At 51.7% G+C, this 22,903-nt stretch carries 30 protein-coding genes; 23 read left to right on the top strand and 7 right to left on the bottom strand.

Annotated elements, in window-relative coordinates; translation table 11 throughout:
• The first annotated feature begins 5 nt into the window (after nucleotides 1-5).
• The 5 genes from QU597_RS24865 to QU597_RS24845 all read left to right on the top strand — a co-directional run bounded on the left by QU597_RS24865 (nucleotide 6) and on the right by QU597_RS24845 (nucleotide 4,238).
• Nucleotides 6-875, top strand: coding sequence for a CheR family methyltransferase (locus QU597_RS24865; protein WP_370656214.1), 870 nt, complete (start codon nucleotides 6-8; stop codon nucleotides 873-875).
• Between the two features lie 17 nt (nucleotides 876-892).
• Entirely contained in the window at nucleotides 893-2,557 is a 1,665-nt protein-coding gene (locus QU597_RS24860) for a hybrid sensor histidine kinase/response regulator (RefSeq protein WP_310830262.1), read from the top strand.
• 104 nt (nucleotides 2,558-2,661) lie between these two features.
• Complete coding sequence (locus QU597_RS24855) at nucleotides 2,662-3,000, top strand: STAS domain-containing protein (RefSeq protein WP_310830261.1); 339 nt, start codon at nucleotides 2,662-2,664, stop codon at nucleotides 2,998-3,000.
• An 18-nt stretch (nucleotides 3,001-3,018) separates the two neighbouring features.
• The gene (rsbW, locus tag QU597_RS24850; protein ID WP_206102053.1) at nucleotides 3,019-3,471 is read left to right on the top strand and encodes an anti-sigma B factor RsbW; all 453 of its coding nucleotides are present in this window, start codon (nucleotides 3,019-3,021) and stop codon (nucleotides 3,469-3,471) included.
• Nucleotides 3,468-4,238, top strand: coding sequence for a sigma-70 family RNA polymerase sigma factor (locus QU597_RS24845; protein ID WP_054943437.1), 771 nt, complete (start codon nucleotides 3,468-3,470; stop codon nucleotides 4,236-4,238). Before rsbW ends, QU597_RS24845 begins: the two co-directional genes overlap by 4 nt.
• Before the next feature lie 254 nt (nucleotides 4,239-4,492).
• On the opposite strand, the gene QU597_RS24840 is transcribed toward QU597_RS24845, so the two are convergent.
• Nucleotides 4,493-4,825, bottom strand: a complete 333-nt coding sequence (locus QU597_RS24840; RefSeq protein WP_206102052.1) for a DUF5665 domain-containing protein — start codon at nucleotides 4,823-4,825, stop codon at nucleotides 4,493-4,495.
• Nucleotides 4,826-4,973: 148 nt separating this feature from the next.
• On the bottom strand, nucleotides 4,974-5,477 hold the full coding sequence (locus QU597_RS24835; protein ID WP_310830260.1) for a YtxH domain-containing protein: 504 nt from the start codon (nucleotides 5,475-5,477) through the stop codon (nucleotides 4,974-4,976).
• A 467-nt stretch (nucleotides 5,478-5,944) separates the two neighbouring features.
• On the opposite strand from QU597_RS24835, the gene QU597_RS24830 reads away from it, so the two are divergent.
• On the top strand, nucleotides 5,945-6,664 hold the full coding sequence (locus QU597_RS24830) for a pirin family protein (protein ID WP_310830259.1): 720 nt from the start codon (nucleotides 5,945-5,947) through the stop codon (nucleotides 6,662-6,664).
• 103 nt (nucleotides 6,665-6,767) lie between these two features.
• Here the strand turns inward: QU597_RS24830 and QU597_RS24825 are convergent, their stop codons facing one another.
• Nucleotides 6,768-6,992: a DUF1128 domain-containing protein gene (locus QU597_RS24825; protein ID WP_310830258.1), complete on the bottom strand. Its 225-nt coding sequence runs from the start codon at nucleotides 6,990-6,992 to the stop codon at nucleotides 6,768-6,770.
• Between the two features lie 196 nt (nucleotides 6,993-7,188).
• Between QU597_RS24825 and yyaC the strand changes: the two genes are divergently transcribed.
• Both yyaC and QU597_RS24815 read left to right on the top strand, forming a co-directional pair.
• Nucleotides 7,189-7,719, top strand: a complete 531-nt coding sequence (gene yyaC / locus QU597_RS24820) for a spore protease YyaC (protein ID WP_310830257.1) — start codon at nucleotides 7,189-7,191, stop codon at nucleotides 7,717-7,719.
• Between the two features lie 70 nt (nucleotides 7,720-7,789).
• Nucleotides 7,790-8,578: an alpha/beta fold hydrolase gene (locus tag QU597_RS24815; RefSeq protein ID WP_310830256.1), complete on the top strand. Its 789-nt coding sequence runs from the start codon at nucleotides 7,790-7,792 to the stop codon at nucleotides 8,576-8,578.
• A 91-nt stretch (nucleotides 8,579-8,669) separates the two neighbouring features.
• Here the strand turns inward: QU597_RS24815 and QU597_RS24810 are convergent, their stop codons facing one another.
• On the bottom strand, nucleotides 8,670-9,977 hold the full coding sequence (locus tag QU597_RS24810) for an MFS transporter (protein WP_310830255.1): 1,308 nt from the start codon (nucleotides 9,975-9,977) through the stop codon (nucleotides 8,670-8,672).
• Nucleotides 9,978-10,523 (bottom strand): helix-turn-helix domain-containing protein, encoded by a 546-nt coding sequence (locus QU597_RS24805; RefSeq protein WP_310830254.1) that lies wholly within the window; start codon nucleotides 10,521-10,523, stop codon nucleotides 9,978-9,980.
• Between the two features lie 288 nt (nucleotides 10,524-10,811).
• Between QU597_RS24805 and QU597_RS24800 the strand changes: the two genes are divergently transcribed.
• From QU597_RS24800 to QU597_RS24790, 3 genes are all read left to right on the top strand, one after another.
• Nucleotides 10,812-11,489 carry a DUF6483 family protein gene (locus QU597_RS24800; protein ID WP_310830253.1) on the top strand — a complete coding sequence of 226 codons (678 nt, stop codon included), beginning with the start codon at nucleotides 10,812-10,814 and terminating at the stop codon, nucleotides 11,487-11,489.
• Between the two features lie 71 nt (nucleotides 11,490-11,560).
• Complete coding sequence (locus tag QU597_RS24795) at nucleotides 11,561-12,754, top strand: class I SAM-dependent methyltransferase (protein ID WP_310830252.1); 1,194 nt, start codon at nucleotides 11,561-11,563, stop codon at nucleotides 12,752-12,754.
• Nucleotides 12,755-12,950: 196 nt separating this feature from the next.
• A complete protein-coding gene (locus QU597_RS24790; RefSeq protein WP_310830251.1) occupies nucleotides 12,951-15,194 on the top strand; it encodes an O-antigen ligase family protein in 2,244 nt (747 codons plus the stop codon).
• Here the strand turns inward: QU597_RS24790 and QU597_RS24785 are convergent.
• The gene (locus tag QU597_RS24785; protein WP_310830250.1) at nucleotides 15,169-15,822 is read right to left on the bottom strand and encodes an SdpI family protein; all 654 of its coding nucleotides are present in this window, start codon (nucleotides 15,820-15,822) and stop codon (nucleotides 15,169-15,171) included. The two genes, QU597_RS24790 and QU597_RS24785, sit on opposite strands and share 26 nt — an antisense overlap.
• Nucleotides 15,823-15,826: 4 nt before the next feature.
• Entirely contained in the window at nucleotides 15,827-16,111 is a 285-nt protein-coding gene (locus QU597_RS24780; protein ID WP_310830249.1) for an autorepressor SdpR family transcription factor, read from the bottom strand.
• 333 nt (nucleotides 16,112-16,444) lie between these two features.
• Between QU597_RS24780 and uptA the strand changes: the two genes are divergently transcribed.
• From uptA to gatC, 12 genes are all read left to right on the top strand, one after another.
• Nucleotides 16,445-17,059, top strand: a complete 615-nt coding sequence (gene uptA, locus QU597_RS24775; RefSeq protein WP_310830248.1) for an undecaprenyl phosphate transporter UptA — start codon at nucleotides 16,445-16,447, stop codon at nucleotides 17,057-17,059.
• Nucleotides 17,056-17,622, top strand: coding sequence for a thioredoxin family protein (locus QU597_RS24770; RefSeq protein ID WP_236337004.1), 567 nt, complete (start codon nucleotides 17,056-17,058; stop codon nucleotides 17,620-17,622). The genes uptA and QU597_RS24770 overlap by 4 nt, the downstream gene beginning before the upstream one ends.
• Nucleotides 17,623-17,627: 5 nt before the next feature.
• Nucleotides 17,628-18,260, top strand: a complete 633-nt coding sequence (locus QU597_RS24765; RefSeq protein ID WP_310830247.1) for an MBL fold metallo-hydrolase — start codon at nucleotides 17,628-17,630, stop codon at nucleotides 18,258-18,260.
• Between the two features lie 185 nt (nucleotides 18,261-18,445).
• Nucleotides 18,446-18,667: a hypothetical protein gene (locus QU597_RS24760; protein WP_310830246.1), complete on the top strand. Its 222-nt coding sequence runs from the start codon at nucleotides 18,446-18,448 to the stop codon at nucleotides 18,665-18,667.
• Nucleotides 18,668-18,730: 63 nt separating this feature from the next.
• Entirely contained in the window at nucleotides 18,731-19,264 is a 534-nt protein-coding gene (sigY, locus tag QU597_RS24755; RefSeq protein WP_206102036.1) for an RNA polymerase sigma factor SigY, read from the top strand.
• Entirely contained in the window at nucleotides 19,254-19,580 is a 327-nt protein-coding gene (locus QU597_RS24750) for a YxlC family protein (RefSeq protein WP_310830245.1), read from the top strand. Before sigY ends, QU597_RS24750 begins: the two co-directional genes overlap by 11 nt.
• Nucleotides 19,577-19,798: a hypothetical protein gene (locus QU597_RS24745; protein WP_310830244.1), complete on the top strand. Its 222-nt coding sequence runs from the start codon at nucleotides 19,577-19,579 to the stop codon at nucleotides 19,796-19,798. The genes QU597_RS24750 and QU597_RS24745 overlap by 4 nt, the downstream gene beginning before the upstream one ends.
• A gap of 57 nt (nucleotides 19,799-19,855) precedes the next feature.
• Nucleotides 19,856-20,047 carry a PLDc N-terminal domain-containing protein gene (locus QU597_RS24740; RefSeq protein WP_310830243.1) on the top strand — a complete coding sequence of 64 codons (192 nt, stop codon included), beginning with the start codon at nucleotides 19,856-19,858 and terminating at the stop codon, nucleotides 20,045-20,047.
• Nucleotides 20,047-20,961 carry an ABC transporter ATP-binding protein gene (locus QU597_RS24735; protein WP_310830242.1) on the top strand — a complete coding sequence of 305 codons (915 nt, stop codon included), beginning with the start codon at nucleotides 20,047-20,049 and terminating at the stop codon, nucleotides 20,959-20,961. The genes QU597_RS24740 and QU597_RS24735 overlap by 1 nt, the downstream gene beginning before the upstream one ends.
• Entirely contained in the window at nucleotides 20,958-21,728 is a 771-nt protein-coding gene (locus tag QU597_RS24730) for an ABC transporter permease (protein ID WP_310830241.1), read from the top strand. The genes QU597_RS24735 and QU597_RS24730 overlap by 4 nt, the downstream gene beginning before the upstream one ends.
• A 169-nt stretch (nucleotides 21,729-21,897) precedes the next feature.
• Entirely contained in the window at nucleotides 21,898-22,281 is a 384-nt protein-coding gene (locus QU597_RS24725) for an ATPase (protein WP_206102031.1), read from the top strand.
• A 317-nt stretch (nucleotides 22,282-22,598) separates the two neighbouring features.
• Nucleotides 22,599-22,886 (top strand): Asp-tRNA(Asn)/Glu-tRNA(Gln) amidotransferase subunit GatC, encoded by a 288-nt coding sequence (gene gatC, locus QU597_RS24720; protein ID WP_310830240.1) that lies wholly within the window; start codon nucleotides 22,599-22,601, stop codon nucleotides 22,884-22,886.
• The last annotated feature ends 17 nt before the right edge of the window (nucleotides 22,887-22,903 follow it).

Raw genomic sequence — 22,903 nt, 5'->3', positions numbered from 1 at the left:
TAACAATGACAGCGATGGAACGGGGATATGAAGAGCAGGCTGAGAGCGCGGAAAGCAAACAGGAGCTGGAGCAGATTGAAATTGAGCTGCTTCTGAACGGCGTTCACCGCTTGTATGGATATGATTTCAGAAATTATGCGCTGCCGTCCTTGAAACGGCGCATCTGGCATCATGTTCATGCCGAGAATGTACCAAGCATCTCCGCTCTGCAGGAGAAAGTACTGCATGACCGTGCCTGCTTCGAACGCTTCGTTTACAGCCTTTCTATTCCTGTCACGGAGATGTTCCGTGATCCTGGCCTTTTCTTGACCTTCCGCCAGAAGGTAATACCCCTGCTGAGAACCTACCCGTATATCCGAATCTGGCATGCGGGCTGCTCTACAGGCGAAGAAGTGTACTCGATGGCGATTCTGCTGCATGAGGAAGGCCTTTATGACAAGGCGCGTATTTATGCCACCGATATGAATGCCCGCTCCCTGCAGCAAGCCAAAGAAGGCGTTTATGAGATCGGCAAGATGAAGCAGTATACTAAGAATTATATGGAGGCGGGGGGAACCCGCGCGTTCTCTGAATACTATACAGCGAAATACAATTCAGTGATTCTGCAGCCTTACTTGCGTAAAAATATTATTTTTGCGGAGCATAATCTGGCGACAGACACTTCATTTAATGAATTCAATGTTATCTTTTGCCGCAATGTTATGATTTATTTCAACGATGAGCTCCGCGACCATGTGCATGGCTTGTTCCATGAGAGCCTCAGCCGGTTCGGAGTGCTAGTGCTCGGTTCCAAGGAATCTATACATTTCACCAGGTTTAGCGACAGCTACGAGCCCCTGGACAGAGTAGAAAAAATCTACCGTAAAAATCAGTAACGGGATAGGAGGGGCCTATGGGGGTTCAAGAACCAATTCATATACTGCTCGTTGACGACCGTCCTGAAAATCTGCTGGCACTGGAAGCAGTGCTTGAGAGTCAGCATTACAAGCTTGTCAAAGCAAATTCCGGTGAAGAAGCACTGCGGAGTTTATTACGATATGAGTTCGCAGTAATTGTACTGGACGTACAGATGCCAGGCATGGATGGAATTGAAACCGCCAAATTAATTAAAGCCCGGGAGAAGACGAAAGATATTCCGATTATCTTCATCTCCGCAAACAGCAAAGAAGCAGAGCATTTGTTTGCGGGATATTCTGCCGGTGCAATTGATTATATGGTCAAACCCTTCATCCCGCAGATTTTGAAGTCCAAAATTGAGGGCTTCGTCAATATGCATGTTACGAACAAAAAGCATCAGATGCAGTCTATGCTCTTGCAGCAAAAAACACAGGAACTGGAAAAAATCAACGGTGAGCTGATCAAAGCTAAGGAGGCCGCGGAGATTGCCGCCAATGCCAAGACAGAGTTTCTTGCCATGATGAGCCATGAAATCCGCACACCAATGAACGGTGTCGTCGGCATGATCGACCTGCTGATGGAGACCGATCTGGCTCCTGACCAAAAAGAGTACACGGAGATCATCCGTAAAAGTGCCGACACGCTTATTACCGTGATCAATGATATTCTTGATTTCACCAAAATGGAATCAGGGAAAATGGAAATGGAGGAACAGCTGTTTGATCTCCAGACCACCATCCAAGAGGTATTCAGCCTGTTCTCTGCGGAATCCGGCAAAAAGAATCTGGAGCTGGCTTATTTCGTCGACCAGAGCCTGCCAAGGCTGATTTACGGGGATATGGCCCGCCTGCGGCAGGTTCTTATGAATCTGATCGCCAATGCGGTTAAATTCACCCACCATGGAGGTGTATATCTGGTTGCCTCCAGGCTGCCTTCCAACGACCATAAGGTGATAGTAGAATTTACGGTTAAGGATACCGGAATCGGGATTTCGCCGGAGAAATGCGACCGTCTGTTCCAGCCCTTCTCCCAGCTGGATTCCTCCATGACACGCAAGTACGGGGGAACCGGACTTGGCCTTGCGATTTGTAAGTCTCTGGTCGAGATGATGGGTGGTGAGATTCGCGTAGAATCCATGGAGGAGAAGGGTGCAACCTTTGTGTTTACCATTCAGGCGTCGGTGCCTGAAGATGAGCTCGCCAGAGGTTTTCAAGTGGATGAGTCGTATGATGCCGTTCAAAACCCGAAAGCGCGGAAGAAAGCTCTTGTCGTGGATGATCACCCGATTAATCAGCGACTCATGGTCAGTATGCTGGACAAGCTGGGATATGATTCCGATGTGGCTGAGGACGGCAGCCAGGCAGTGGATCTGGCACTGCAGAATGCCTATGAATTCATATTTATGGACCTGCAGATGCCGGTGATGGACGGGCTTACAGCGACCGCTAGAATACGCTCCGGCAGCGGCGTGTCTGCTGAGAAGGCAGTAATTATCGCTATGACGGCAAATGTCATGGAGGGCATCCAGAGCCGCTGTAAGGAGGCAGGGATGGACGGATATATCAGCAAGCCGCTTAAGCTGAGCAGTATTAAGCAAATGATCCTCCGTTATACTCCCCATGGTAGCGCGACTATAGAACGGAATGCCTCCCTCTTTTAGCGGACATCCAGGAATTACCTTATAGCAGGATGTCCGTTTTTTGTTTCAACACTAGGTCTTTAGGGTTATTGGTAAAGAAAACACTTAATCAGGAGAGATTGTCTATGAATACACATAAAAGCGAAAAGTTCCACGCAAAGACCGAAACTGAAGGCAATGTTTGTACGGTTTATCTGATTGGAGAACTCGACTTATCTGTCGCTCCAGATTTCCGTCTGGTGATGGAGCCGCTTGTGGGAGATACGGGGCTTGATCTCGTTATTAATTTAAAAGACTTGAGATATATCGACAGCACCGGCATTGGAATTTTGCTCTCGATCCTCAAAGCAAGACACGGCATGGATGTGAAGTTTTCGGTCGAAGAAGTACCGCCGCAAATTCAAAAACTGTTTGATATGACCGGCATTTCCAAATTTTTTGCCCCCCAAGAGAATTCCCACTAGGAAAGGATCGAACTAAGGATGAGTGATGACGTGCAAAAAGTAGTTCTTCAGTTACCCGCCAGCGCAGAATATGTCGATATCGTCAGACTGAATTTATATGGAATTGCCTCGAAGATGGGCTTTACCTATGAGGACATTGAGGATATGAAAGTAGCCGTTTCAGAAGCCTGTAATAACTCCGTGCTGTATGCTTACGGTCAGGAAGACGGGCTTGTCGATGTTATTTTTGAAGTAGGACCAAGTGCCTTATCCATTACAGTCAAAGATGAAGGGGAGAGCTTTGACGGATTGGATACACCTGAAGCACGCATGACGCTGCATGATAAAGAGCTGAATGATGTTGAGGTAGGCGGACTGGGCTTTTATCTTATGCAAGCACTCATGGATGACGTTAGCGTCGTGAGTGAAGCAGGGAGAGGGACAGTCGTTACCCTGACTAAGCGGCTTAATTTCAGCGAGGAGAAAGTATGAGTGATAAAGTGACTCCCCCAGAGTCCATGAATGAAGCGATAAGCCTGATCTGGGAATACCAGCAGACCAAAGATAATGAAATTGCCACCGTGCTGATCCGTAAATACGAACCGATGGTAAAGATGGCTGCCGGCAAAATTGCCCGCAACCGTCCGGATCTATATGAAGATCTGTACCAGGTAGGACAGATGGCACTGATCAGACTGCTTCAGCAATATGACATCAGTCTGGGAATTCCCTTCGAGCCTTATGCGATGAAAAGCATGATTGGGCATATGAAGAATTTCCTGCGGGATAAATCCTGGTACATACAGGTTCCAAGACGGATTAAAGAAAAGGGGGCACTTGTTCAGCAGGCCATCGATGAGCTAACCATCAGACTGGAACGTTCCCCTGCTGTAGAAGAAATTGCTCATTATCTGGATCTTACCGTTGAAGAAACTGTGGAAGTACTGGCCGGGCGGGAATGTTATCATTATGTATCGCTCGATTCCCCTCTCTCGCAAGAGGAAACTGGTGCCACACTAGGCGAGCTGATTAGCTCGGATGCCAACGATTACGAAACTGTGGAGAAACGTATGGATCTCCAGCAGGCGCTGGGCCAGCTTAAGGAACAGGAGCAGCAGGTGCTGCTGCTGGCTTTCCAGGATGGTCAATCCCAGCGCGCTATCGCCCAGAAGCTGGGCGTCTCGCAAATGAGTGTATCGCGCATCCAGAAGCGGGCGACAGAGAAGCTGAAACAGATCATGGCGAACTCTTCCTATTGATTCTTATCGTTAGTCCTCAAGATTAGGACATGCCTATCCTCCCGGATCAGGCATGTCCTTATTTAAATATAAGAATTTATATGTTTTAAGTAATAAATTATCCTTCTATTTCCCGCAGAAACGGATACCGTCCTAAACAGGACAGCAAAGCCGTTTCTTCTTGGTATGTCCATTCTTCTTGGCATAACAATTCCCCCCGCTTGCAGTCCGTACGGTTATCGGGCTGTAAGCGGGGGGAACCAGGGCAAGAAGGGTCAGCTGTTCGCATCAATATACTTTTTAATTTCTCCAAGGTATTCGCCAATAACAGGCACATCCAGGAACAGGCTGAGAATGTAGCCGAGTAAACCCAGAATGACAAAGGTACCGAGCGATAATCCCAGACCTCTGGATATGCCAGCCATGAGATTGGTAATAATCCGTTTTTTGGGATCCGTATAATTCTCCAGGATATCCTTGAATTCCGATTTCTCCAGTGAGTCGGCGATCTTATCCAGCCGTGCGTTTAGACGCTTGACCTCATGCCGCAATTCGAAGGGATGCTCATCGACTTCGTATGCTTTGGTCTTGCTGCCCGCATCTCCCATAAGGTCTCCCCGCTTTCTTTAGCCTGCAAAGGCTTTGATAAAAATGCAGCTTCATTCCTGAGCGATGAAGCTGCATTGTGCATAACAACAGCCAGCTGCGGTGAGCTGGCTGTTCTCAAATTTAAATTGAGCCGCAAGTCACAGCAGTTTAGTAGGAAGACTTGTAGGAAGCCTTAACTTCCTCTTTGGCATCCTTAGCATCATCTGCAACCTCTTTAGAAGAGTTTGTCGCTTCTTCGGCCACATCGGCGGAGGCATCTTTGACATCAGAAGCGATATCACCGGACGCCTCGTATACAGTGTCACCGATTTTTTTGCCGGTTTCCTGCAAGGTAGCGGCGATTTGCTGTTTGCTGTCGCTCACGGTGGTGAGGATATCGGAGGCTTTAGCCGATACCGTGCTCGCCAGATCCGTTGCTTTTTCTCCAACAGTAGTGGCAATATACTTGGTCTTGTCCGTTACGACGCCAGCAACTTCCTTGGTTTTGTCAGTAGCCAGTGTGATCTTATCGGACAAGTCACTGCGCATTTCACGGCCGGGCTTAGGTGCGAACAACAGCGCAGCTGCGGCACCGAGCAACCCTCCGATAAAGATACCTTTGAAAAAAGTGCTTCCGCTTTCTACCGGGAATTCTGTCTCTGCTTTATTCATCACCAATCACTCCTCATTAGAATATTGTATTCCAAAATCGGACAGCCACTCAGCAACGGTATTAATAACTGTCCCGGCTGCTGCCGTCTTTTGGGGTTCAGGATGGCCTGACGTTCTTACTTCGTATATAAACGTTGAGGTATAGGCTGAAACAGCAGAGCAGCATAGGAAAGATTACCCAAGCATAGAAGAGGATCATGGAATAAATAGAGGCTGTTGTCATGTGAACAGCGGTATTTGGGACTTTACAAAATATGCGGATAGCAGATTATGAACCTCCAAAAAACAGCTTCAAGACTATAAAACTGCGATCGTGTTTTGCTGGAATATTATTGGAAATACAATGATTGACGGAGAAGTGAAGGGGGTAAGAAATACATAATCAAAGCGCCTATCACCCTAGAAAGCGGGGAGGAAGCTCCCTTGTTAAGAATAAGGATACTCACATCTTTGGAGGTGCAAAAGTTATGATTAAAGTAGTCACATCAGCAGAGCGCCACACTTCGAATAGAGAATGGATACACAGCGAGTTCAGCTTTTCGTTTGCCGATTATGATGATCCAAGCAATGCGCATTTTGGCCTACTTCTGGCCCATAATGATAATGAGCTGAAGCCGGAGCAAGGGATGCATGAGCATCCGCATCATGACCTGGAGATCATCACTTATGTTGTTTCCGGGGTGCTGAAACATCAGGACGACCTAGGCAATCATGCGGATCTCCAGGCAGGCAGCGTGCAGGTCATGAGTGCAGGGACGGGGATTAATCATTCGGAAACTAACCCGTCGGCCAGCGAAGATGTACGATTCCTGCAGATCTGGCTGCTTCCGGACCGTCCGGGGCTTCCGCCGACCTGGGATGCGAAATTTTATCCCCGTGACATGAAAATCAATACGATGCTGCCCGTGGCTTCCGGAACGGGTGCAGAGGGAGCGCTTGAGCTGGGAGAGGACGTCACGATTTACCTGTCTGTACTCGAGACGAACAGGGAACTTCATTATCCGCAGGTGGAGGATAGGCGCACACATATTTATCTGATCTCCGGCCATCTGGAGGTAGGCTGCAGCGAAGGCATCTTCCATCTGCAGCCCGGCGATGCCGCCCGTATCCGCAAAAGCTGTGATCTGACCCTGAAAGGGACCAGCAGCGAAGGCGAAGCGGAGTTTCTTCTGATCGATCTTCCGTAAGGATGAAGGTATAGTCTTATCAACAGCAAAGAAGCTCCCCGCCTTATGGCCATCCAGCGGATGGGTTCGTAAGGCGGGGAGCTCCTGTTCATATCAGGGGTGCTTATTTGTTCCGGAGGCGGCCAAGCTCGGATACAAGCGCCTCCACCTGGGAGATGCTTAGCCTGTCACTGCCCATGGCTACCTCATAAATATCAACAATATCCTCATAGTTGTCTACCGAGAAAGCGGATGCCTGCATGGCTGCCGCGCTGGCCATTTTGAGCTTGCTCTTGATGCCCTCAATCATATATTCCACATTTTCCTGGCTGGGCTGTGTTAAATCCATGGAGTGCAAACAGTCCTTTCTGCGTATGATGATTTGGTTTATAGGCCCTTCCACGAAGGTCAATATAATCGTTTCTTCTGATGTATTTTATCATGACTGGGCAAGGAAACACCATTTTTTTGTCTGCTCCCCTGAAATCATGTTAAATTAAAGGGAATAAACCGCAGGTATCATCATGTAAAGGGGGCTAGGAGAGGTGGCAATCAGGGAGCAGGAAAGCAGAAAACGGATCAAAATGGATGCAGGCAAGCTGAGTACCTTCTTCCAGGAGATCGCAGCCCGGCATTCGGCTGAGAGCATCACCTTTCTGTGTATCGGGACGGACCGGTCCACAGGAGATGCCCTGGGTCCCTTGACCGGCAGCAGGCTGCTGGAGTATGGTTTTCCGCATGTCATCGGCACGATGCCGGCGCCCTGTGATGCGGATAATCTCATCAGACGAATGGCGGAGATCCCGGAGGGGCAGCTTATTATAGCCATTGATGCTTGCCTGGGCCCGCCGGCTGCGCTCGGCTTTTATTTTGCTGCCAGTCAGCCGCTGCGTCCGGCACAGTCAGTAGGCTTAAGCCTGCCTGAAGTAGGGAACTACAGTCTCGCTGCCATTGTTGATGTGAATGGTCCGCGGCCGTACCGGACGCTGCAGACGACACCGCTGCACCGGGTAATGGTCATGGCTGAGCAGATTGCACTGGCTGCGGCTAAAGGCTTCGGGCTCGTTTCAAGTTGATGTGATCTGATTAATAATTAAGATAAGCTCAATGCGGATTGAGTTACTACATAGAAAGAAGGAAGCCGTCATGGAAAATGTTCGTTGTGAAGGAAGTAATATTTGTTACAGTGATCAAGGGCAGGGCGAAGTCATTGTACTGCTGCACGGCTTCTGTGGAAGCTCTGCGTATTTTGAGCAGGTCATTCCGTTTCTGAGCAGCAGCTACCGGGTCATTGCTCCCGATCTGCGCGGTCATGGAGCATCGGATGCTCCGCTGGGTGCATACAGCATTGATCAGATGGCAGATGATGTTCTTTCCTTGCTGAATGCGCTGGAAATTTCTAAGGTGTATCTGCTCGGTCATTCTCTGGGCGGCTATATCACACTATCCTTTGCGCAGCGCCATGGTTCCCGCCTGAAAGGGTTGGGGCTGATTCACTCCACGGGCTACCCGGATAGCGACGAGGCGAAGGAGAAACGCCTGAAAAGTGTCAGCACCATTCAGAACGACGGAATTACTGCCTTTGTGGATAGTCTGGTACCCGGATTATTTGCCCCGGGAGCAGCGCCGCAGCTGCTGGAACGAGCTAAGGAAATCGGCTACAAGACACCGCCGCAAGGTGCAGCAGGTGCCGCTCTGGCGATGCGGGAACGCCCTGACCGCCGTGATGTGATCTCTGCGACAGCACTCCCGGTGCTGCTCGTAGCCGGTGCAGAAGACACCCTGGTGCCGGCTGAACGAACCTTTACGTCGGATAAGGCTAACGTAACCAAGGCGACCATTTCCGGGGTAGGGCACATGAGTATGTATGAAGCACCGGAACGTCTGGCAGAGGTCATCAAAGATTTTGTTCATGCAACGGTAACCAAGAAATAAGATATAGTCACCAAGCGAACAGAGCAGTAAATTCTCCCGTTAAGGAGAAATTACTGCTCTGTTTTTTCTATTAGCACTTGTAGTAAACATTCTATTGAAACTTGCGGATTGCCGGAATGCTGAGTACAAAGGCAGCGCAGAGTAAGCCAAGCCCTGAGAAGATCGCAATAGTTGGAATGCCGCCGATAAGATCAGCCAGCCAACCGACTGTAATGTAGCCGACCGGCAGCAGGGCGAATGAACCCAGCAGGTCAAGACTGGCTACACGCCCGAAGGCTTCCTGCGGAACGAGCTCCTGCAGGCTGATTTCCCAGATCAGGCCGAAGATCATCAGGCCGAAGCCTTCTACCGCGAATAAGGCGATAGCCGCCGCTGCATTCGGAATAAACGGCATCAAGAACAGGGCGAGACAGCTTAGGATTACCCCGCCGTAGGCCATAATCCCCCGATGGGTCCATTTCTGGCGCAGACTGTATAGCAGCCCTGCAATAATGGCTCCGGCACCGGAGCAGGTGACGGCAAGTCCGTATACGTAAGGGGGCCAGCCGTGGTGAACCTTGAACAGCCAGGGAATAAGGATGCTGGTGACTCCGGCATAACAGATATTGAAGAAGGAGAAAGTAATGATTGTGATCCATAGCCAGGGATGGCTGCGCAGCACAGCAATGCCTTCTTTGAAATCATCGATCCAGTTAGGGGCAGCGGCCGGGGCTGCAGCTGCTTCAAGGGTGTGAACGGAGTCAGCAGAGTGTTTCGGCTGCAGTCTCAGCATCAGTGCTTTGCGAAGATAGATCAGGCAGTACAGGGAGATTACATACGTAAATGCATCTATCCCGAAGCCGATACCTGCAGACAAATGAGTAACAAGCAGCCCGCCGAGAGAAGGGCCGATCAGCCGGACGGTCTGAGTGCTCATCTGGGTCAGTGAATTGGCTGCAATCCGGATATCGGCTGTGAACACAGTAGCCTGAGTCGCAGAATATGCAGGCCGGAAGAGGCCGTCAAGCAGGCCATAGAATCCCATGAATACGTACAGCAGAGGTATACTTAATATACCGATCAATGAGAATACAGCTATTGCAACCATAATAACGAAGCGGGCTATATCGGCCGCCATCATAATTTTGACCCGGTCGTAGCGGTCCACAATATGGCCGGATATCGGCAGCATAATCACATTAGGCAGCATATATATGGCCATTACAAAGCCCATCGTCTTCGTGGAGCCGGTCATGGAATAGACCAGAACAGGCAGAATCACCATAGTCACCGAGCTGCCAAGGAAGGAAATCAGATTTCCCAGCCACAAGTAGGGGAAAGCACGCGAATTCGCAAACAGAGCAGCAAAGTTCCGCATGGGATTGCGGCGGGCAGATTCGGTTGCAGTTACCGGATTCATTCAGGGACTCACCTCCGGTTCTGACGAAGAATCTGTATGAGGCAAGCGCCCGATGACAAACTCCATACCATATTCATCACCCTGAGTAATTTTGGACTCCCAGGCGGTGATCACCTGCATGAGCTCCCGCTGAAAAGCGGCTAGCTCCGCGGAGGATAAGGTCAGCCGGGTTGTGAAATGCTCAATCTTGTCTTCATTGCGGAACTGAAAGCCCCTAAAGTTCTCAGAATGGAAGAAGGTCCCCTTGGAGCGGTAAAATTTCTGAATGATCCCTCCGGAGACTTCCGTGCGGACGAGCTCCAGTAATCCGCCTTCAAACAGCTTGATAATATGGTAGTGGATGTTGCCGGGGGTCTTGTGCAGCTTCTCGGCTACCTGTTTGGAGGTTAGCGGCTCATCCGCGAGCGCATGCATGATTTTGATCCGCAGTGCGCTTTCCAGCAGTTTGTTCTGCTCCTCTGTTATGGAGAGTGGAGGCAGGATATGAGCATTCGGTTGTCCAGAATCCTGATGCTCCTGTGTTTGCCCAATCTTTGGATCTTTCATTTTCATAACGCTCCTTATCCGCTAATCTAGGTTTATTAGTTTTATACGATCTATATAATAGTTCAATCTGTAATCCAGATCGGTTAGGTTAAACTTATTATATCGGCAGTATTCTTTTTCTGTCAATGATTTCAATTTTCTTTACGATGATGCTTTTCTTGCTATGGGACGCCCGGTGGCGCACAAGGATAGAATGGTTTAAGATGATTCTAAAGCAATCTAATAATCTGTTAACTGCGGCTTTTTTGAAAATATGCACAGGACGCAGCCTCGGGGAGGGTGTACAGGATGTTCCGAAGAGATTATATCGTCCGGATGATTGAGGATATGACGGCCATGGTGGCCAAAGTGTTTGCGCTGAAGCAGGAAAAGAAAACAACAGAAGCCTTATGGGAAGTAGATGAGCTGCTGGGCCGGCATTTCCGCCTGAACTCCCGTCTGTTAAACTCCTTATCCGTAGAGGATATTATTGATATGTACCGGTTAGGCGGCATCATTGAGTCCGACAAGCTGCAGGGTGTGGCCCGGCTGCTCAAGGAGGAAGGCGGCATTTATGCGGCAGTAGGAAATACCGAAGCGGCGCTGTTCCGGTCAATGCGGTCACTGCATCTGTTTCTGTACGCTGACCTTCATGGTGCCGACCGGGATCTAATGCATATGACGCAGGAAATCGATGAGCTTCTGAATGAAGTAGAGGCTTACCGGCTTCCGGTCAAAACAGAACGGCTGCTGCTATCGTATCTGGAATCTGTTGGCCGCTATGCCAAGGCGGAAGACAGTTTGTACCGGTTGTGGGAGCAGGGTGAGGATGTTGCGGCAGAAGGGCATGAGCTTTACGGCCGGCTGCTGCTCACGGCGCCGGAGGCTTTGGAGCTTGGCGGCCTGCCGCTGGCAGAAGTAAGACAGGGGCAGGCTGAGTGGGAGAAGCTCACCGCTGCCGCTAGGCAGGAGACGAATCTGCTCTAAGCACGCCGGGCATGCTATAATATAATGATATTAAGGAGAGCCTGCTCTTCATTTTTAATTGCGAAAGTGAGATGTACCCTGTGGAATCTTTAAATACATTAATAGTGCAGGTGATTAACAGCCGCACCTTAATTACGGCAACCTTAAGTCAGCTGCGCAGCAAAGGTGAGGTCACCTACACCAAAGTGCAGGTCAAACCCGTCGAGCTTAAAGGGAAGCTGCATTATCAGTTTGCCTACTATACCGGACCGAAGGTTGAGCACCGCAATATCCCTGCGGAGGAAGCTGCCGAAGAAATGATGTCGCTGCTGCGGGCAACATTCCGCCAGGCGCTGCTGTGTACCGTGGAAGCGGACTACCAGGTGCTGATCAGCAAAAAATACAAGGTATCGATCCTGACGAAATCAGCCAGCAAGCAGGAGGCGCCTGACTTAGCACATAACCGCAAGAAACAGTATGTGCTGGATGAGGGGGAGCCGGTGCCGTTCCTGGTCGAGCTGGGCATTATGAACAGCGAAGGCAAGGTGCTTGCCAAGAAGTACGACAAGTTCCGCCAGATTAACCGCTTCCTGGAGATGGTTGAGGATGTACTGGCCGATCTGCCGGCCGGACGGCCGCTGACGATTGTTGATTTTGGCTGCGGCAAATCTTATCTCACGTTTGCGCTCTATCATTATCTGGCTGTCCGTGAGCGGCGGGAGCTGAATATTGTCGGCCTTGACCTCAAAGCTGATGTGATTGAACACTGCAGCCAGCTTGCAGCCAAGCTTGGATACAGCCAGCTGCGCTTCCTGGTGGGTGATATTGCCGATTACAATGAGCTGGATCAGGTGGATATGGTCGTAACTCTGCATGCCTGTGATACTGCCACGGACGCTGCTCTGGAAAAAGCAGTCCGCTGGGGCGCTTCGGTCATCCTCTCTGTACCATGCTGCCAGCATGAGCTGTTTAACCAGATTGAGAATGAAGTGCTTAGCCCGCTGCTGTCGCATGGAATTCTGAAGGAGCGCTTCTCGGCGCTGGCCACCGATGCCATCCGGGCCAAACTGCTGGACCTTATGGGCTACCGCAGCCAGCTGCTGGAATTCATCGATATGGAGCATACCCCGAAGAACATCCTTATCCGTGCCGTCAAAAGCACCGGCGGCGACAATGCCGCCAAATGGCGCGAATACAGCGCATTCCGCGATTTTCTCGGGGCCAAGCCTTACCTTGAACGTGTCTGCGCCGACCTGCTGCCTGCAGAGACTACGGCTCAGAGCTGAGGCTGCCGGAACAGCCGGACGGGTAATCTTTAAGCGGATTTGATGAAAGTATCGCATAAAAACGTACAGGACAGCATGCCTCCAACCGGAGCGGCTGTCCTGTTTGTTTGTATGTAGGGTTTTCTCTACGCTTGTTGTTGCTTTAGGGTGAATCTGGAAATACTTATTAGCAACTTGATCATCCGGGAGTAATGAGATGAGTAATAAGGGAATGGGACGGCTGCAGGTTGTTGCGGCTTGGGGGAGCGGGATACTGGTGATAACGGCCGCAGCGGCGGCTTGTCTGCTGCGCGGGATGTTTTTTGCCCGGGAGATGTATGGAATGCTGGCCGTATGGTTTGTACTGTGTGCTGCTGTTGCTGGAAGTTCATACATTCTCTGTCGTCACAGCCAATCCCAAAATAGAAAAACTACAAGTTCAATCTATATCAATGGAGGATACCAAAGCGGCGGGACCGCGGCGAAAATCGTACTGAGTGGCCCGCTGCTGATTGTTGTGCTGTATGCTCTTCATTTGTTGCACAGCCCCTTATCCGTGCAAGGCACTGTCAATGAGCTGCTGCGCTGGGGACTCTATGCCAGCTTTGCCTTTTTTGCTTTTTTGTGCGCGGGTACCCGCTGGGGATCCCGGCTGCTAACAGTAGTCTGGCACGGGCTGGGAATAACGTTCAGCCTCAGTGCTCTGCTGGCTGTATGCGGCGGACTGCCGCTTCGCTTTGCTGTTGCCCATACGGCATCGCCGGAAATCAGTGCGACGGGGGCCAGACTGGGCGGGCTGCTCCAGTACCCGAACGCCTTTGGCGCCGTGATGGCAGTTTTTCTGCTGGAGCGGATGTTTGCGCTCGCCTCCGGTGATGCCGCTGCGCGGCATCACGCGCGCGGTGAACACCGCGCGTTCCGTGCCGCGAGGCAGCCGCTGCGTATGCTGCCTCTGTTCCCGTACGCCGCCGCGCTGCTGCTCAGCGAGTCGCGCGGCGCGTTGCTCGCTGCGGCCTGCGCGGCCGCCGCAGCCCTGCTCTGGAAGCGGCGGCTGGCCGCGCCGCTTCTTGCCGCCGGCGCCGCGCCCGTAGCCGCCGCGGCGCTGCTCTACCGCCAGCTGGCCCGCACCGGGCTGGCGGTAGAGCCCTTGCCCGGCCTGCTGCTGCTGGCCGGGTTCTGGGCCGGCGCGCTGCTGGCCGGCCTGTGGCTGTGCCGCCGCAGCCGGCGTGCGGCAGGCGGGATCCGGGCCGCGCTGCTGCTGCTGGCGGCGGCGCTCTGGACGGCGGCGGGCACCGCCGTCCTCGGCCAGCTGCGCGAGCGGATCAGCGGACCGTCCTCGACGGTCAGTGCTCGCGGACTGATGTACCGCGATGCCTGGAAGCTCGCGGGGGAAGCGCCCTGGCTGGGGCAGGGGGGCGAGACGTGGCACAGCGCGTACCTCGCCGCCCAGTCCCGCCCCTATGTGGGCAGCCAGGTGCATAGCGGTTATCTCGACTTCCTGTTGAACCTCGGAATTGCCGGTGTTGCCGTTCTGCTGCTCTTGCTGCTGGCAGCGGTCTGGATGACCGGCAGGAACGCCCCAAGGCTGCTGCCTCCGCTGCTGGTGATCGTCCTGCATGCCGCGGCCGATTTCGACTGGAGCTACGGCCTGAGCTGGCTGCTGCTGTTTTTGCTGCTGGCGATGGCGCATGCCGAATCCCGGCAGCGCGTAACCGCGGCCTCTGAAACACCGCCTGTCCGCGTACAACCAGCCTTTAACCGCCGGTCTCATATCCGCGGCTTCATGGGGGCGAAGCGGGCGGGGGTGCGGCTAATCCTAATCTGTATTTGTCTGGCGTTCAGTTGGCTTTCCTTTCAGATGATGATGGGCGAAAGATTGTATAGTCAGGCAGTCCGGACCGCTGAGCCTGCGGCTCAGATAACGCTGCTGCGGGAATCCCTTGCATGGAATCCGTGCGATCCCAAGGCTGCTGTGAGTCTCGCGCGGCTGCTTCCGGGAGAGCAGGGAATAGATCTGCTGCGGAGCAGTCTGATTTATGCTCCGGAGAACCCTGGTTTACATTGGGCACTGGCGGGGTCGTATATGACAGGCGATGATCCCGGGAAGGCGCTGTACTGGGTGCGGAGAAGCTTGCAGCTTGACAGCTTTAATGCTGCCAAGCAGGCAAAAGCGGCAGAAGGCATGCTGGAGCTGGGGCGGCGGAATCTGTTAAAGGGGGATCAGCAGCGAGCTGCAGCCAGCGCTTCTGCCGGGCTGGAGCTGCTGAGGCAATACCGTCTGCTGGCATTACAGGAGCGTAGTAAAGGCAGGCAGCACAATGACCGCCGGTTCGAATTTAACGAGTCGGCGGATATGCTGAATATGGAGCTGAAGGAGCTGCTTGCAGCGGTTTACGCGAGCAAGCAGCTGTCTGCGGCATTCGTTTTAACCCGGCTTATACCTTCATCTGCCGGGCAATGAGCCAGGAGTAAACATAGGGAATGATCGTCGCGATCAGCAGGGCAGTGATAATCAGGCTGATAGACAGGGTCTTCGGCATAAAAGCGCCAAGCGCAATCAGCACTCCGCCGATCGTCCACATATACCCGGAGAACCGGTGGGTCTTCCGCCACACCTCAGGACTTGCGAGCGTCCACGGTGTCCGGATGCCTGTGAAATAGTTATCTTTAATCTGCGGCATGTAATTGCCGAGTGCTATAAATAATACTCCGATAGCCGCGATAGCTATTTTACCTGCCGCAAAATGCTCATCCAGGCCCTTGGCTACAGAAAGCACCAGGACGGCATCGAACAGTACTCCTACAGCCAGGCGGATCATTTTATAAGCATCTTCAAATTTACTGTAGTTTTCTCTCTTGGGATCAATCCGGCGGATGAACTGCATAGCAATAGGGAAAATAAGGCCCATAAATGCCCCGAGTGCAATGATCGAGCCTTTGGGCCAGTAGGAGTTGACCTCTCCGGTGATGCTGAACTGGGAAGGAAGCTGAGCGGGCAGTTTGCTGTAATTGATCAGTGCATAGCCCAGTGCGAGCCCTCCGAAAATTACAATCAGCGTGTCCTGCCATTTCCATTTGAAATCCTTCATAATACTAGTCCTCCTTGTCAGAACTGTTTTTCCCTGTGCCGGTTAATTCCAGGAACCATCCGAGCACCTCTTCAAGCACAGTCGTATCGAGCGAATACACAATAAACTGTCCCTTGCGCTCATCCTGTACCAGACCCGCATGCTTCAGGGCATTGAGGTGATGCGAGATGCTGGGCTTGGTCATCTGAAAATAGTCGGCGATTTCTCCGGCGGTCCGGTCCTTTTCTCGCAGCAGCCGGATAATCTGTCTTCGGGTTGGATCAGCGAGCGCCTTGAAAGATTCGTTCATTCTCTATCCAACCTTTCGATATTTAAATAATTATCTAAATGTATAATCGCATTGAATTTATCAACTGTCAATACCTGGATGCGTTTGGTCAAAAGAGCCGTATCCGGACAAGGAATCTGGCCCATTATTTTCCGCGATTACAATCCTTGATCGGTGCTGCTCAGCTTTATATTTATAGACTCAGACCCAGGCGGCCGCCGCAGCTTGGCCTCAAGTAGAAGTCGTAAGCCTGCATATGCTAGAATAGGCTAGGAGAAGCTGGGTACATAGAGCAGAGGAAGGCCGGGTTCTCAGCCGGATAGACTCTGTATAAAACGGGAGGAGGAGCTGCATATGCACTTTATTTCTGATCTGATCTCGCATTTGTTTGAATGGATTCAAAGTCTTGGCTATTTTGGGATTATGATCGGGCTGATGATTGAAGTGATTCCGAGTGAAATTGTGCTCGCGTACGGCGGCTATCTGGTTTCACAAGGCGATATTAATTTTTTTGGAGCGATTCTTTTTGGTACGGTTGGCGGAGTAATTGCCCAGATTTTTGTATACTGGATCGGCCGTTATGGCGGAAGGCCTGTACTGGAGAAGTACGGCAAGTACATTTTTATCAAGAAAAAACATATCGACCATTCCGAGGAATGGTTCAAAAAGTACGGCACTGGTGTCATCTTTACCGCGCGCTTTATTCCGGTTGTCCGCCACGCCATCTCTGTGCCTGCCGGAATTTCACGCATGCCGCTGGGTAAATTCACCTTGCTCACAACACTTGCAGTAATACCGTGGAGCACCCTCTTTGTTTATTTGGGCTATACCCTTGGCGATAAATGGGAGACGATTGATGAGGTCGCCGCTAAATATACCCATGAGCTGATTCTGGCCGCAATTGCTATTATCGTTGTATACTTCCTGTTCAAATGGTACAAATCCAAAAAGAAAGGTAGTGCAGTATGAAACAGAATGTAGCTCATAAATTCGGTAAGGGCCTGACTCCGCGCCAGTTCGTAGAGAGCATGACCAAAAATCAGCAGGCCTTTGAATCCTGGTACGAGAAATTTGCCTGGGACAACGGGGAAGACCGTGAATATTTCGAGAGCCTGAACCACCGCGATGACCTGCGCGTGCTTATTCTGGCTGCAGACTGGTGCGGGGATGTTGTGCGCAATGTGCCGGTCGTGTTCCGGATTCTGGAGACCGCGGGCATCAAGACTGAAGTGCTGATTCTGGAAGAAAACCAGGAAGTTATGGATGATTTTCTGACCATGGGCGGAAGATCCGTGCCTGTTGTCATTTTTGCTGATACCGGCGGTTATGTTCTGGGTCACTGGGGGCCCCGTCCGGAACATGTGCAGTCACTGATGCGCACGTTTAAACAGGAGAACCCGGACAGGGAAGCAGCCGACTATGAGAGCAAAATCGCGGAAGTACGCAAGGCAATGGGGCAGGCCTACGGGGAAGGAACGGAGTCACACGCAGTTATTGCCAAAGAGCTGCGCAGCCTGATTTCCGGCTTCTGATCTGTATGCTGAATATTCGTTCCTATAATCTGGGACCGCTCCAGACCAATGCCTATCTGTTAACCGGAGCTGATCCGCAGCGCGGCGTGATTGTCGACCCCGGCATGAATCCGGCTGCGCTTGTGCGTGCTACAGAAGGTATGGAAATCGAAGCGATCCTGCTGACGCATGCCCACTTTGACCATATCGGCGGTGTCGATCAAATCCGTAAAGCGAAGAATTGCCCGGTATACTTACATGCCTTGGAGAGTGAATGGCTCGGCAGCCCCAAGCTGAACGGTTCACTGATGTGGCCGGATGCCTCACCTCCGATAAGTACAGCACCGGCGGAATATGACCTTGCAGAGGGTCAAACCCTGAAACTGCTCGGACTCACCTTCCGTGTATTTCACACCCCGGGCCATTCGCCGGGAAGCGTCAGCTTCCTGTGCGGGAATGACCTGTTTTCCGGGGATGTCCTGTTTAAGCTCGGTGTAGGACGCACAGATCTGCCCGGGGGCCGGGAGCGGGATCTGATCGATTCCATCCGCGGAAAGCTCTACCGCCTGGACGAAGAAGTGAAGGTATACCCGGGACACGGCCCGCGGACGACCATCGGTTTCGAGCGGCAGAACAACCCGTATGTGCCTGCGCAGTGATGCAATTCTATACTATGCGACAAAAAGCGGGAAAATAGAGATGGACAGAAAGATACAAAGTTGCTACAATACTGTTAATTAAATGTAACATTTACCTCGCGAAGCACGCAGACTGCGGAAATTAATCCCGGTTTGCGTTCTTTTTTTGTTTATATACAGGTTTATTTCGCATGGGAGGCAGAGCATTGAAGAACGATATATACTATCGTCTGGATAAGGGACAGCAGAAAACAACGGGAGAGAGCGCCGGAGATATCGTATTTTATCCCCCGGCTGTTAATGATGCTTCAGGCGGAGAGAAGATACGGAGCAGATTGTATTTCTGGAGGTTTCCCGGCGGACACGGGAGTATTCAGCCTTGGCGGCGCAGATTGTGGGAGCTGCAAAATTATCTGGACCGTGAATGAACGATTTGCTGTACCTGTTCGTATTACAGAAGTGAATGAATGAAGAAGGGAATGTAGGGGCCAATGAGCGACGGGACGCTGGAGTTGATCAAGCGGGCGCAGCAGGGCGATGCTTCGGCGCTGGCTGAGCTGCTGCGGGAACATTATACCTTCTTGTTCAAATATTTAATTAAAGCTACTATGGATCCCTCTCTGGCGGAAGAGCTTGCCCAGGATACCATGGTGCGCTGCATGGAGAAGATCGGTACTTATAACGGGTCCTCTTCGTTCTCCTCCTGGCTGATCACGATTGCTACCCGGTTATATATTGACCGGAAACGGCGCTGGAAGCGGGAGACGCAGTGGTTCCGCCAGGAGCAGGGTGCGGCAGCCATCCGCTGGCGGTTTGAGAGCCGCAATATGGAGTGGAGTGAAGTGCTTGATGCGCTTTCCAGGCTGCCATTACCCCAGAGGGTTGCTGTATTGCTGAAACATTATTACGGCTATAGCTATGAGGAGATTGGCATTATTGTTGAGACTGCTGCCGGCACTGTTAAATCGCGTGTGTCTGCAGGTCTTCATCAACTGCGAAAGGAGCTGAAAGAGGATGAGAAATGATATAGATCAGGAACTGCTGAATAAGCTGTCAGCCGGGCTTGAACGCCTGGATGCGCAGTATGACGATATCTCCCCGCCATCCTTGCCGGCAGTGGAGCAGTTTCTTGCCGCGGAAGCCCTTCGCCGGCGCCGTCAGAGCCGTAAGGAGCTGCTGCTGTTTTGGTTTGTGGCATTGTTCCTGCTCATGATAATCTTGACTGTTCTGGGCAATGCACCTGTAATCTATTGGATACTCCAGGCAGCCTTCCCCCTAGCTGCACTCGGCGGTTATGCAGTAACACGGTTCAGACTGCGACGGGAGGATGGGGAACAGTGAAGGAGCTGCAGGACGTGCCTTATTGGCTGTGGGCTTGTATCGCGGCTGTGCTGCTGCTGCAGGGAACCTGGCTTTTCCGCGATGCGCGTAAGCGGGATAAAGGAAAGATGGCGTGGTTTTGGGGTCTGTGGGGGCTGACCGGGGCGCCTACTCCGATAATAGTGTATCTGCTGGTTGTCATTTTGCCGGACCGATGGAGAACGGGTCAGAAGCGCTGACCTGGCAGTCTTAACTAGCTTAGCGGAATACAATAAGGAGTTTTGGAGGTATGAATCATGGACGAGGTGAACTGGGGGTTGATTTGGCCGCTGGTGGCTTTACAGGCTCTGCTGGCAATTATCGGACTGTTTTCTCTGGCTAAGGCGGAACAGGTCCGGGGGCCAAAGTGGCTATGGGTGCTCCTATTGCTCTTCGGCAACCTTCTGGGCAGCATAGCGTATTTTACAATTGGAAGGAAGGAAAGCTGATGACGCTGCTTGAAGTGACAGGATTAAGCAAGAGCTACGGCAAGCAACGCTCAGTAGACAATATCAGCTTTGAAATCGAAGCGGGGCAATGTGTTGCCCTGCTGGGTCCGAATGGTGCGGGAAAGACAACAACGCTGCGGATGCTTGCCGGGCTTCTGCCGCCTTCCGCGGGTCAGATTTCTTTTAACGGCAGTCCGCCGGGAACCGATTACCGTAAGGAGCTTGGATATTTGCCGCAATCACCGGCTATGTACCGCTGGATGAGCGGGCTGGAATACGTGGTCTTCGCGGCCAAGCTGAGCGGCATTCCTTCCCGGGAGGCGGCTAAGGTATCTGCTGCAGCCCTGGAGAGGGTAGGCCTTGCCGCTGCTGGCCGCCGGCGCATTGGCGGCTACTCCGGAGGGATGAAGCAGCGTCTGGGCCTGGCACAGGCGCTGGTTCACAGGCCCAAGCTATTGCTGCTTGATGAGCCAGTCTCGGCGCTTGATCCGATCGGCCGCAGGGAAGTGATGGAGCTGCTGCGGGAAATCCGCGGGGAGACCACCGTTATTTTCTCTACTCATGTGCTGCACGATGCCGAAGAAATATGCAATAACGTTATTTTGATGAATCAGGGTACGATCGCAGTGCAGGGAGAACTGTCACAGCTCCGCCTGCAATACAGCCTGCCAGTGATCCGGTTGTCTGTGGAGACTGGAAGTGCAGCTGCCGGGTGGCTGGAGAGTCTTGCCCTGAAGCCGTTTATTCAAGCGTCGCAAATATCAGGAGGAAATGCCGTCTTTAATGTCGCTGACGTTGCATTGGCGCGCCGGACCATACTGCAGGAGGCGGCCGGCCTTAACATTCCGCTGCTGCATTTTGAAGCCGGATCCTCTACACTGGAGGATCTGTTTATGAAAGTGGTGGGATCATGAGGAAGTTCTGGACGCTTTACTCGAAGGAAATGCTGGAGTCGCTCCGAAGCTACCGGCTGGTATGGATCCCGGTAGTGTTCATTATTCTGGGCATTATGCAGCCGCTTACTACGTATTACCTTCCGGATATTCTTAAGGCATCAGGAGATATGCCGCCCGGAATGCTGGAAGGCTATGAAATGCCGGGTGCTGCAGCAGTGATGGCACAGGCGCTTGGACAGTACGGGACCATCGGCATGCTGGTGCTTGCGCTGGCTGCCATGAACAGTCTGGCCGGGGAACGGAGCAGCGGCTCGGCTGAGTTGCTAATGGTCAAGCCGATCGCTCCGGCGGTGATTATTCTTGCCAAATGGGCGGCACATTTAACCGTGCTCTTCATTGCTCTAGGACTTGGTGCCGCAGCAGCAGGCTACTATACCGTACAGCTAATGGGTTCACTTTCTGTAAGTGATTGTCTGGCAGCTACGGGCCTTTACAGTTTATGGCTGCTTAGTGCTGTTTCATTAACCCTGCTCTTCAGTGCTTTTATGCGCGGGCCGGCCGCTGCCTTTCTTGCGCTCCTGTCCGCAGCGGTAATGTCACTGCTCTACAGCCTGCTCCCGTCGGACTTTGACTGGCTGCCGGCGGCTTTGCCTGATTTATCAGCCGGACAGCTAACGGAAGGCAGTGTTGCCTGGCTTGGACCGGTACTGTCAGCCGTACTGCTGATTCTTGCTTGTATAGCCGGGGCTGCAATGCTAATGGGCAGGAATAAATTGCCTGACTGATAGAATAACGCTGAATTTGTGGCTGTTAACGAGTGCTCCCGCTCGTTTTCAGAAAATATTTGTGAATTTTCATTAAACATCCCTCCTGCTGCTGGACAGCTCTAGCTTTTTTTAGTAGACTGTTGAAACAAGTAGAACCTTGATAGATTTTGAAGCAGGAGGTAGGACGATGCTGCGGTTAGGAGAGAAGATTGTCATTGTTGCGGATGCTTTTGAACAGAGTCTTCCTATCGGAGACTACGGCTACCTGATTGCTTATGACCGCAATCCAGACAATGCATTTGATTACGTCATCCGTGTCCCTCAGGCCAACAGAAATTTTTACGTTACCGCTGAGGATATTGAGGCGGAAGAACAATTGCTGGTGGCGGAAGCGGAGAGAGCTACGCACGAGGCGTTGATCGATTATGCTTTGTCGACGCACAATGAGAAGCTGTTTCATCATCTAATGAACGGCGAGGATGCGGAAACGGAAGAAGCGGAAACAGCGCCCAAAGAAGGTTTGTCCCAGGCAGAATTCATCAAACAGGTGAATCTTCGTGCTTGGATTTAAGGGAGGCCGGCGAAAGCCGGCTTTTTTGAAATGTAAGAATTAATATGTTTTACTTAATAAATTATCCTTCTATTTCTCGCAGAAACGGATACCGTCCTGAACAGGACGGCAAAGCCGTTTCTTCTTGTTTAAACAGAAATCATAGGATGCTAATTATAGAAGTAATGAGCAGCATGGACACAGCCCCACTTTGGTGGGGCTGTTCTGCTAGGATAGCCTTATGAAATGACAAGCGCATTGAATTGTCCAGGCTTCTACAATATAATTAAAAACGTTATCCGGGCGCTTTAGCCCTTTAAACAGGAGGGATATTCCTTATGAGCATTACTGTCAAAGATGTGCAGCATGTGGCCAAGCTGGCCAGACTGCAACTAAGCCCGGAAGAAGAGGCTACTTTTACTGAACAAATGAATGCTATATTACAATATGCTGAGAAATTGAATGAGCTCGATACGGAGAATGTGAAGCCCACCACGCATGTGCTGCAGGTCAGCAATGTTATGCGTGATGATATCGTGAAAGAGAGCCTGTCCCAGGAAGAAGCTCTGCTTAACGCGCCGGAAGACGAAGACGGACATTTCAAAGTTCCCGCTGTACTGGAATAACTATACCGAAAGGAGGA

It is taken from the genome of Paenibacillus pedocola (assembly GCF_031599675.1).
GTDB lineage: Bacteria > Bacillota > Bacilli > Paenibacillales > Paenibacillaceae > Paenibacillus_AQ > Paenibacillus_AQ pedocola.
The sequence above is the reverse complement of the archived record's forward strand: the minus strand, read 5'-3'. Positions and strand labels throughout refer to the sequence as shown.

Bases quoted from the DNA above. Each gene is read 5' to 3' on its own strand.
- gatC (WP_310830240.1), top strand. From the start codon at position 22,599: ATGAGCATTACTGTCAAAGATGTGCAGCATGTGGCCAAGCTGGCCAGA.
- QU597_RS24805 (WP_310830254.1), bottom strand. From the start codon at position 10,523: ATGAAAGATCCAAAGATTGGGCAAACACAGGAGCATCAGGATTCTGGA.
- QU597_RS24795 (WP_310830252.1), top strand. From the start codon at position 11,561: ATGTACCCTGTGGAATCTTTAAATACATTAATAGTGCAGGTGATTAAC.
- QU597_RS24830 (WP_310830259.1), top strand. From the start codon at position 5,945: ATGATTAAAGTAGTCACATCAGCAGAGCGCCACACTTCGAATAGAGAA.
- QU597_RS24750 (WP_310830245.1), top strand. From the start codon at position 19,254: ATGAGAAATGATATAGATCAGGAACTGCTGAATAAGCTGTCAGCCGGG.
- QU597_RS24810 (WP_310830255.1), bottom strand. From the start codon at position 9,977: ATGAATCCGGTAACTGCAACCGAATCTGCCCGCCGCAATCCCATGCGG.
- QU597_RS24735 (WP_310830242.1), top strand. From the start codon at position 20,047: ATGACGCTGCTTGAAGTGACAGGATTAAGCAAGAGCTACGGCAAGCAA.
- QU597_RS24865 (WP_370656214.1), top strand. From the start codon at position 6: ATGACAGCGATGGAACGGGGATATGAAGAGCAGGCTGAGAGCGCGGAA.
- QU597_RS24725 (WP_206102031.1), top strand. From the start codon at position 21,898: ATGCTGCGGTTAGGAGAGAAGATTGTCATTGTTGCGGATGCTTTTGAA.
- QU597_RS24815 (WP_310830256.1), top strand. From the start codon at position 7,790: ATGGAAAATGTTCGTTGTGAAGGAAGTAATATTTGTTACAGTGATCAA.
- QU597_RS24780 (WP_310830249.1), bottom strand. From the start codon at position 16,111: ATGAACGAATCTTTCAAGGCGCTCGCTGATCCAACCCGAAGACAGATT.
- QU597_RS24790 (WP_310830251.1), top strand. From the start codon at position 12,951: ATGAGTAATAAGGGAATGGGACGGCTGCAGGTTGTTGCGGCTTGGGGG.
- sigY (WP_206102036.1), top strand. From the start codon at position 18,731: ATGAGCGACGGGACGCTGGAGTTGATCAAGCGGGCGCAGCAGGGCGAT.
- QU597_RS24855 (WP_310830261.1), top strand. From the start codon at position 2,662: ATGAATACACATAAAAGCGAAAAGTTCCACGCAAAGACCGAAACTGAA.
- QU597_RS24730 (WP_310830241.1), top strand. From the start codon at position 20,958: ATGAGGAAGTTCTGGACGCTTTACTCGAAGGAAATGCTGGAGTCGCTC.
- QU597_RS24800 (WP_310830253.1), top strand. From the start codon at position 10,812: ATGTTCCGAAGAGATTATATCGTCCGGATGATTGAGGATATGACGGCC.
- QU597_RS24835 (WP_310830260.1), bottom strand. From the start codon at position 5,477: ATGAATAAAGCAGAGACAGAATTCCCGGTAGAAAGCGGAAGCACTTTT.
- QU597_RS24845 (WP_054943437.1), top strand. From the start codon at position 3,468: ATGAGTGATAAAGTGACTCCCCCAGAGTCCATGAATGAAGCGATAAGC.
- QU597_RS24840 (WP_206102052.1), bottom strand. From the start codon at position 4,825: ATGGGAGATGCGGGCAGCAAGACCAAAGCATACGAAGTCGATGAGCAT.
- uptA (WP_310830248.1), top strand. From the start codon at position 16,445: ATGCACTTTATTTCTGATCTGATCTCGCATTTGTTTGAATGGATTCAA.
- QU597_RS24785 (WP_310830250.1), bottom strand. From the start codon at position 15,822: ATGAAGGATTTCAAATGGAAATGGCAGGACACGCTGATTGTAATTTTC.
- QU597_RS24825 (WP_310830258.1), bottom strand. From the start codon at position 6,992: ATGGATTTAACACAGCCCAGCCAGGAAAATGTGGAATATATGATTGAG.
- rsbW (WP_206102053.1), top strand. From the start codon at position 3,019: ATGAGTGATGACGTGCAAAAAGTAGTTCTTCAGTTACCCGCCAGCGCA.
- QU597_RS24765 (WP_310830247.1), top strand. From the start codon at position 17,628: ATGCTGAATATTCGTTCCTATAATCTGGGACCGCTCCAGACCAATGCC.
- QU597_RS24860 (WP_310830262.1), top strand. From the start codon at position 893: ATGGGGGTTCAAGAACCAATTCATATACTGCTCGTTGACGACCGTCCT.
- QU597_RS24770 (WP_236337004.1), top strand. From the start codon at position 17,056: ATGAAACAGAATGTAGCTCATAAATTCGGTAAGGGCCTGACTCCGCGC.
- QU597_RS24740 (WP_310830243.1), top strand. From the start codon at position 19,856: ATGGACGAGGTGAACTGGGGGTTGATTTGGCCGCTGGTGGCTTTACAG.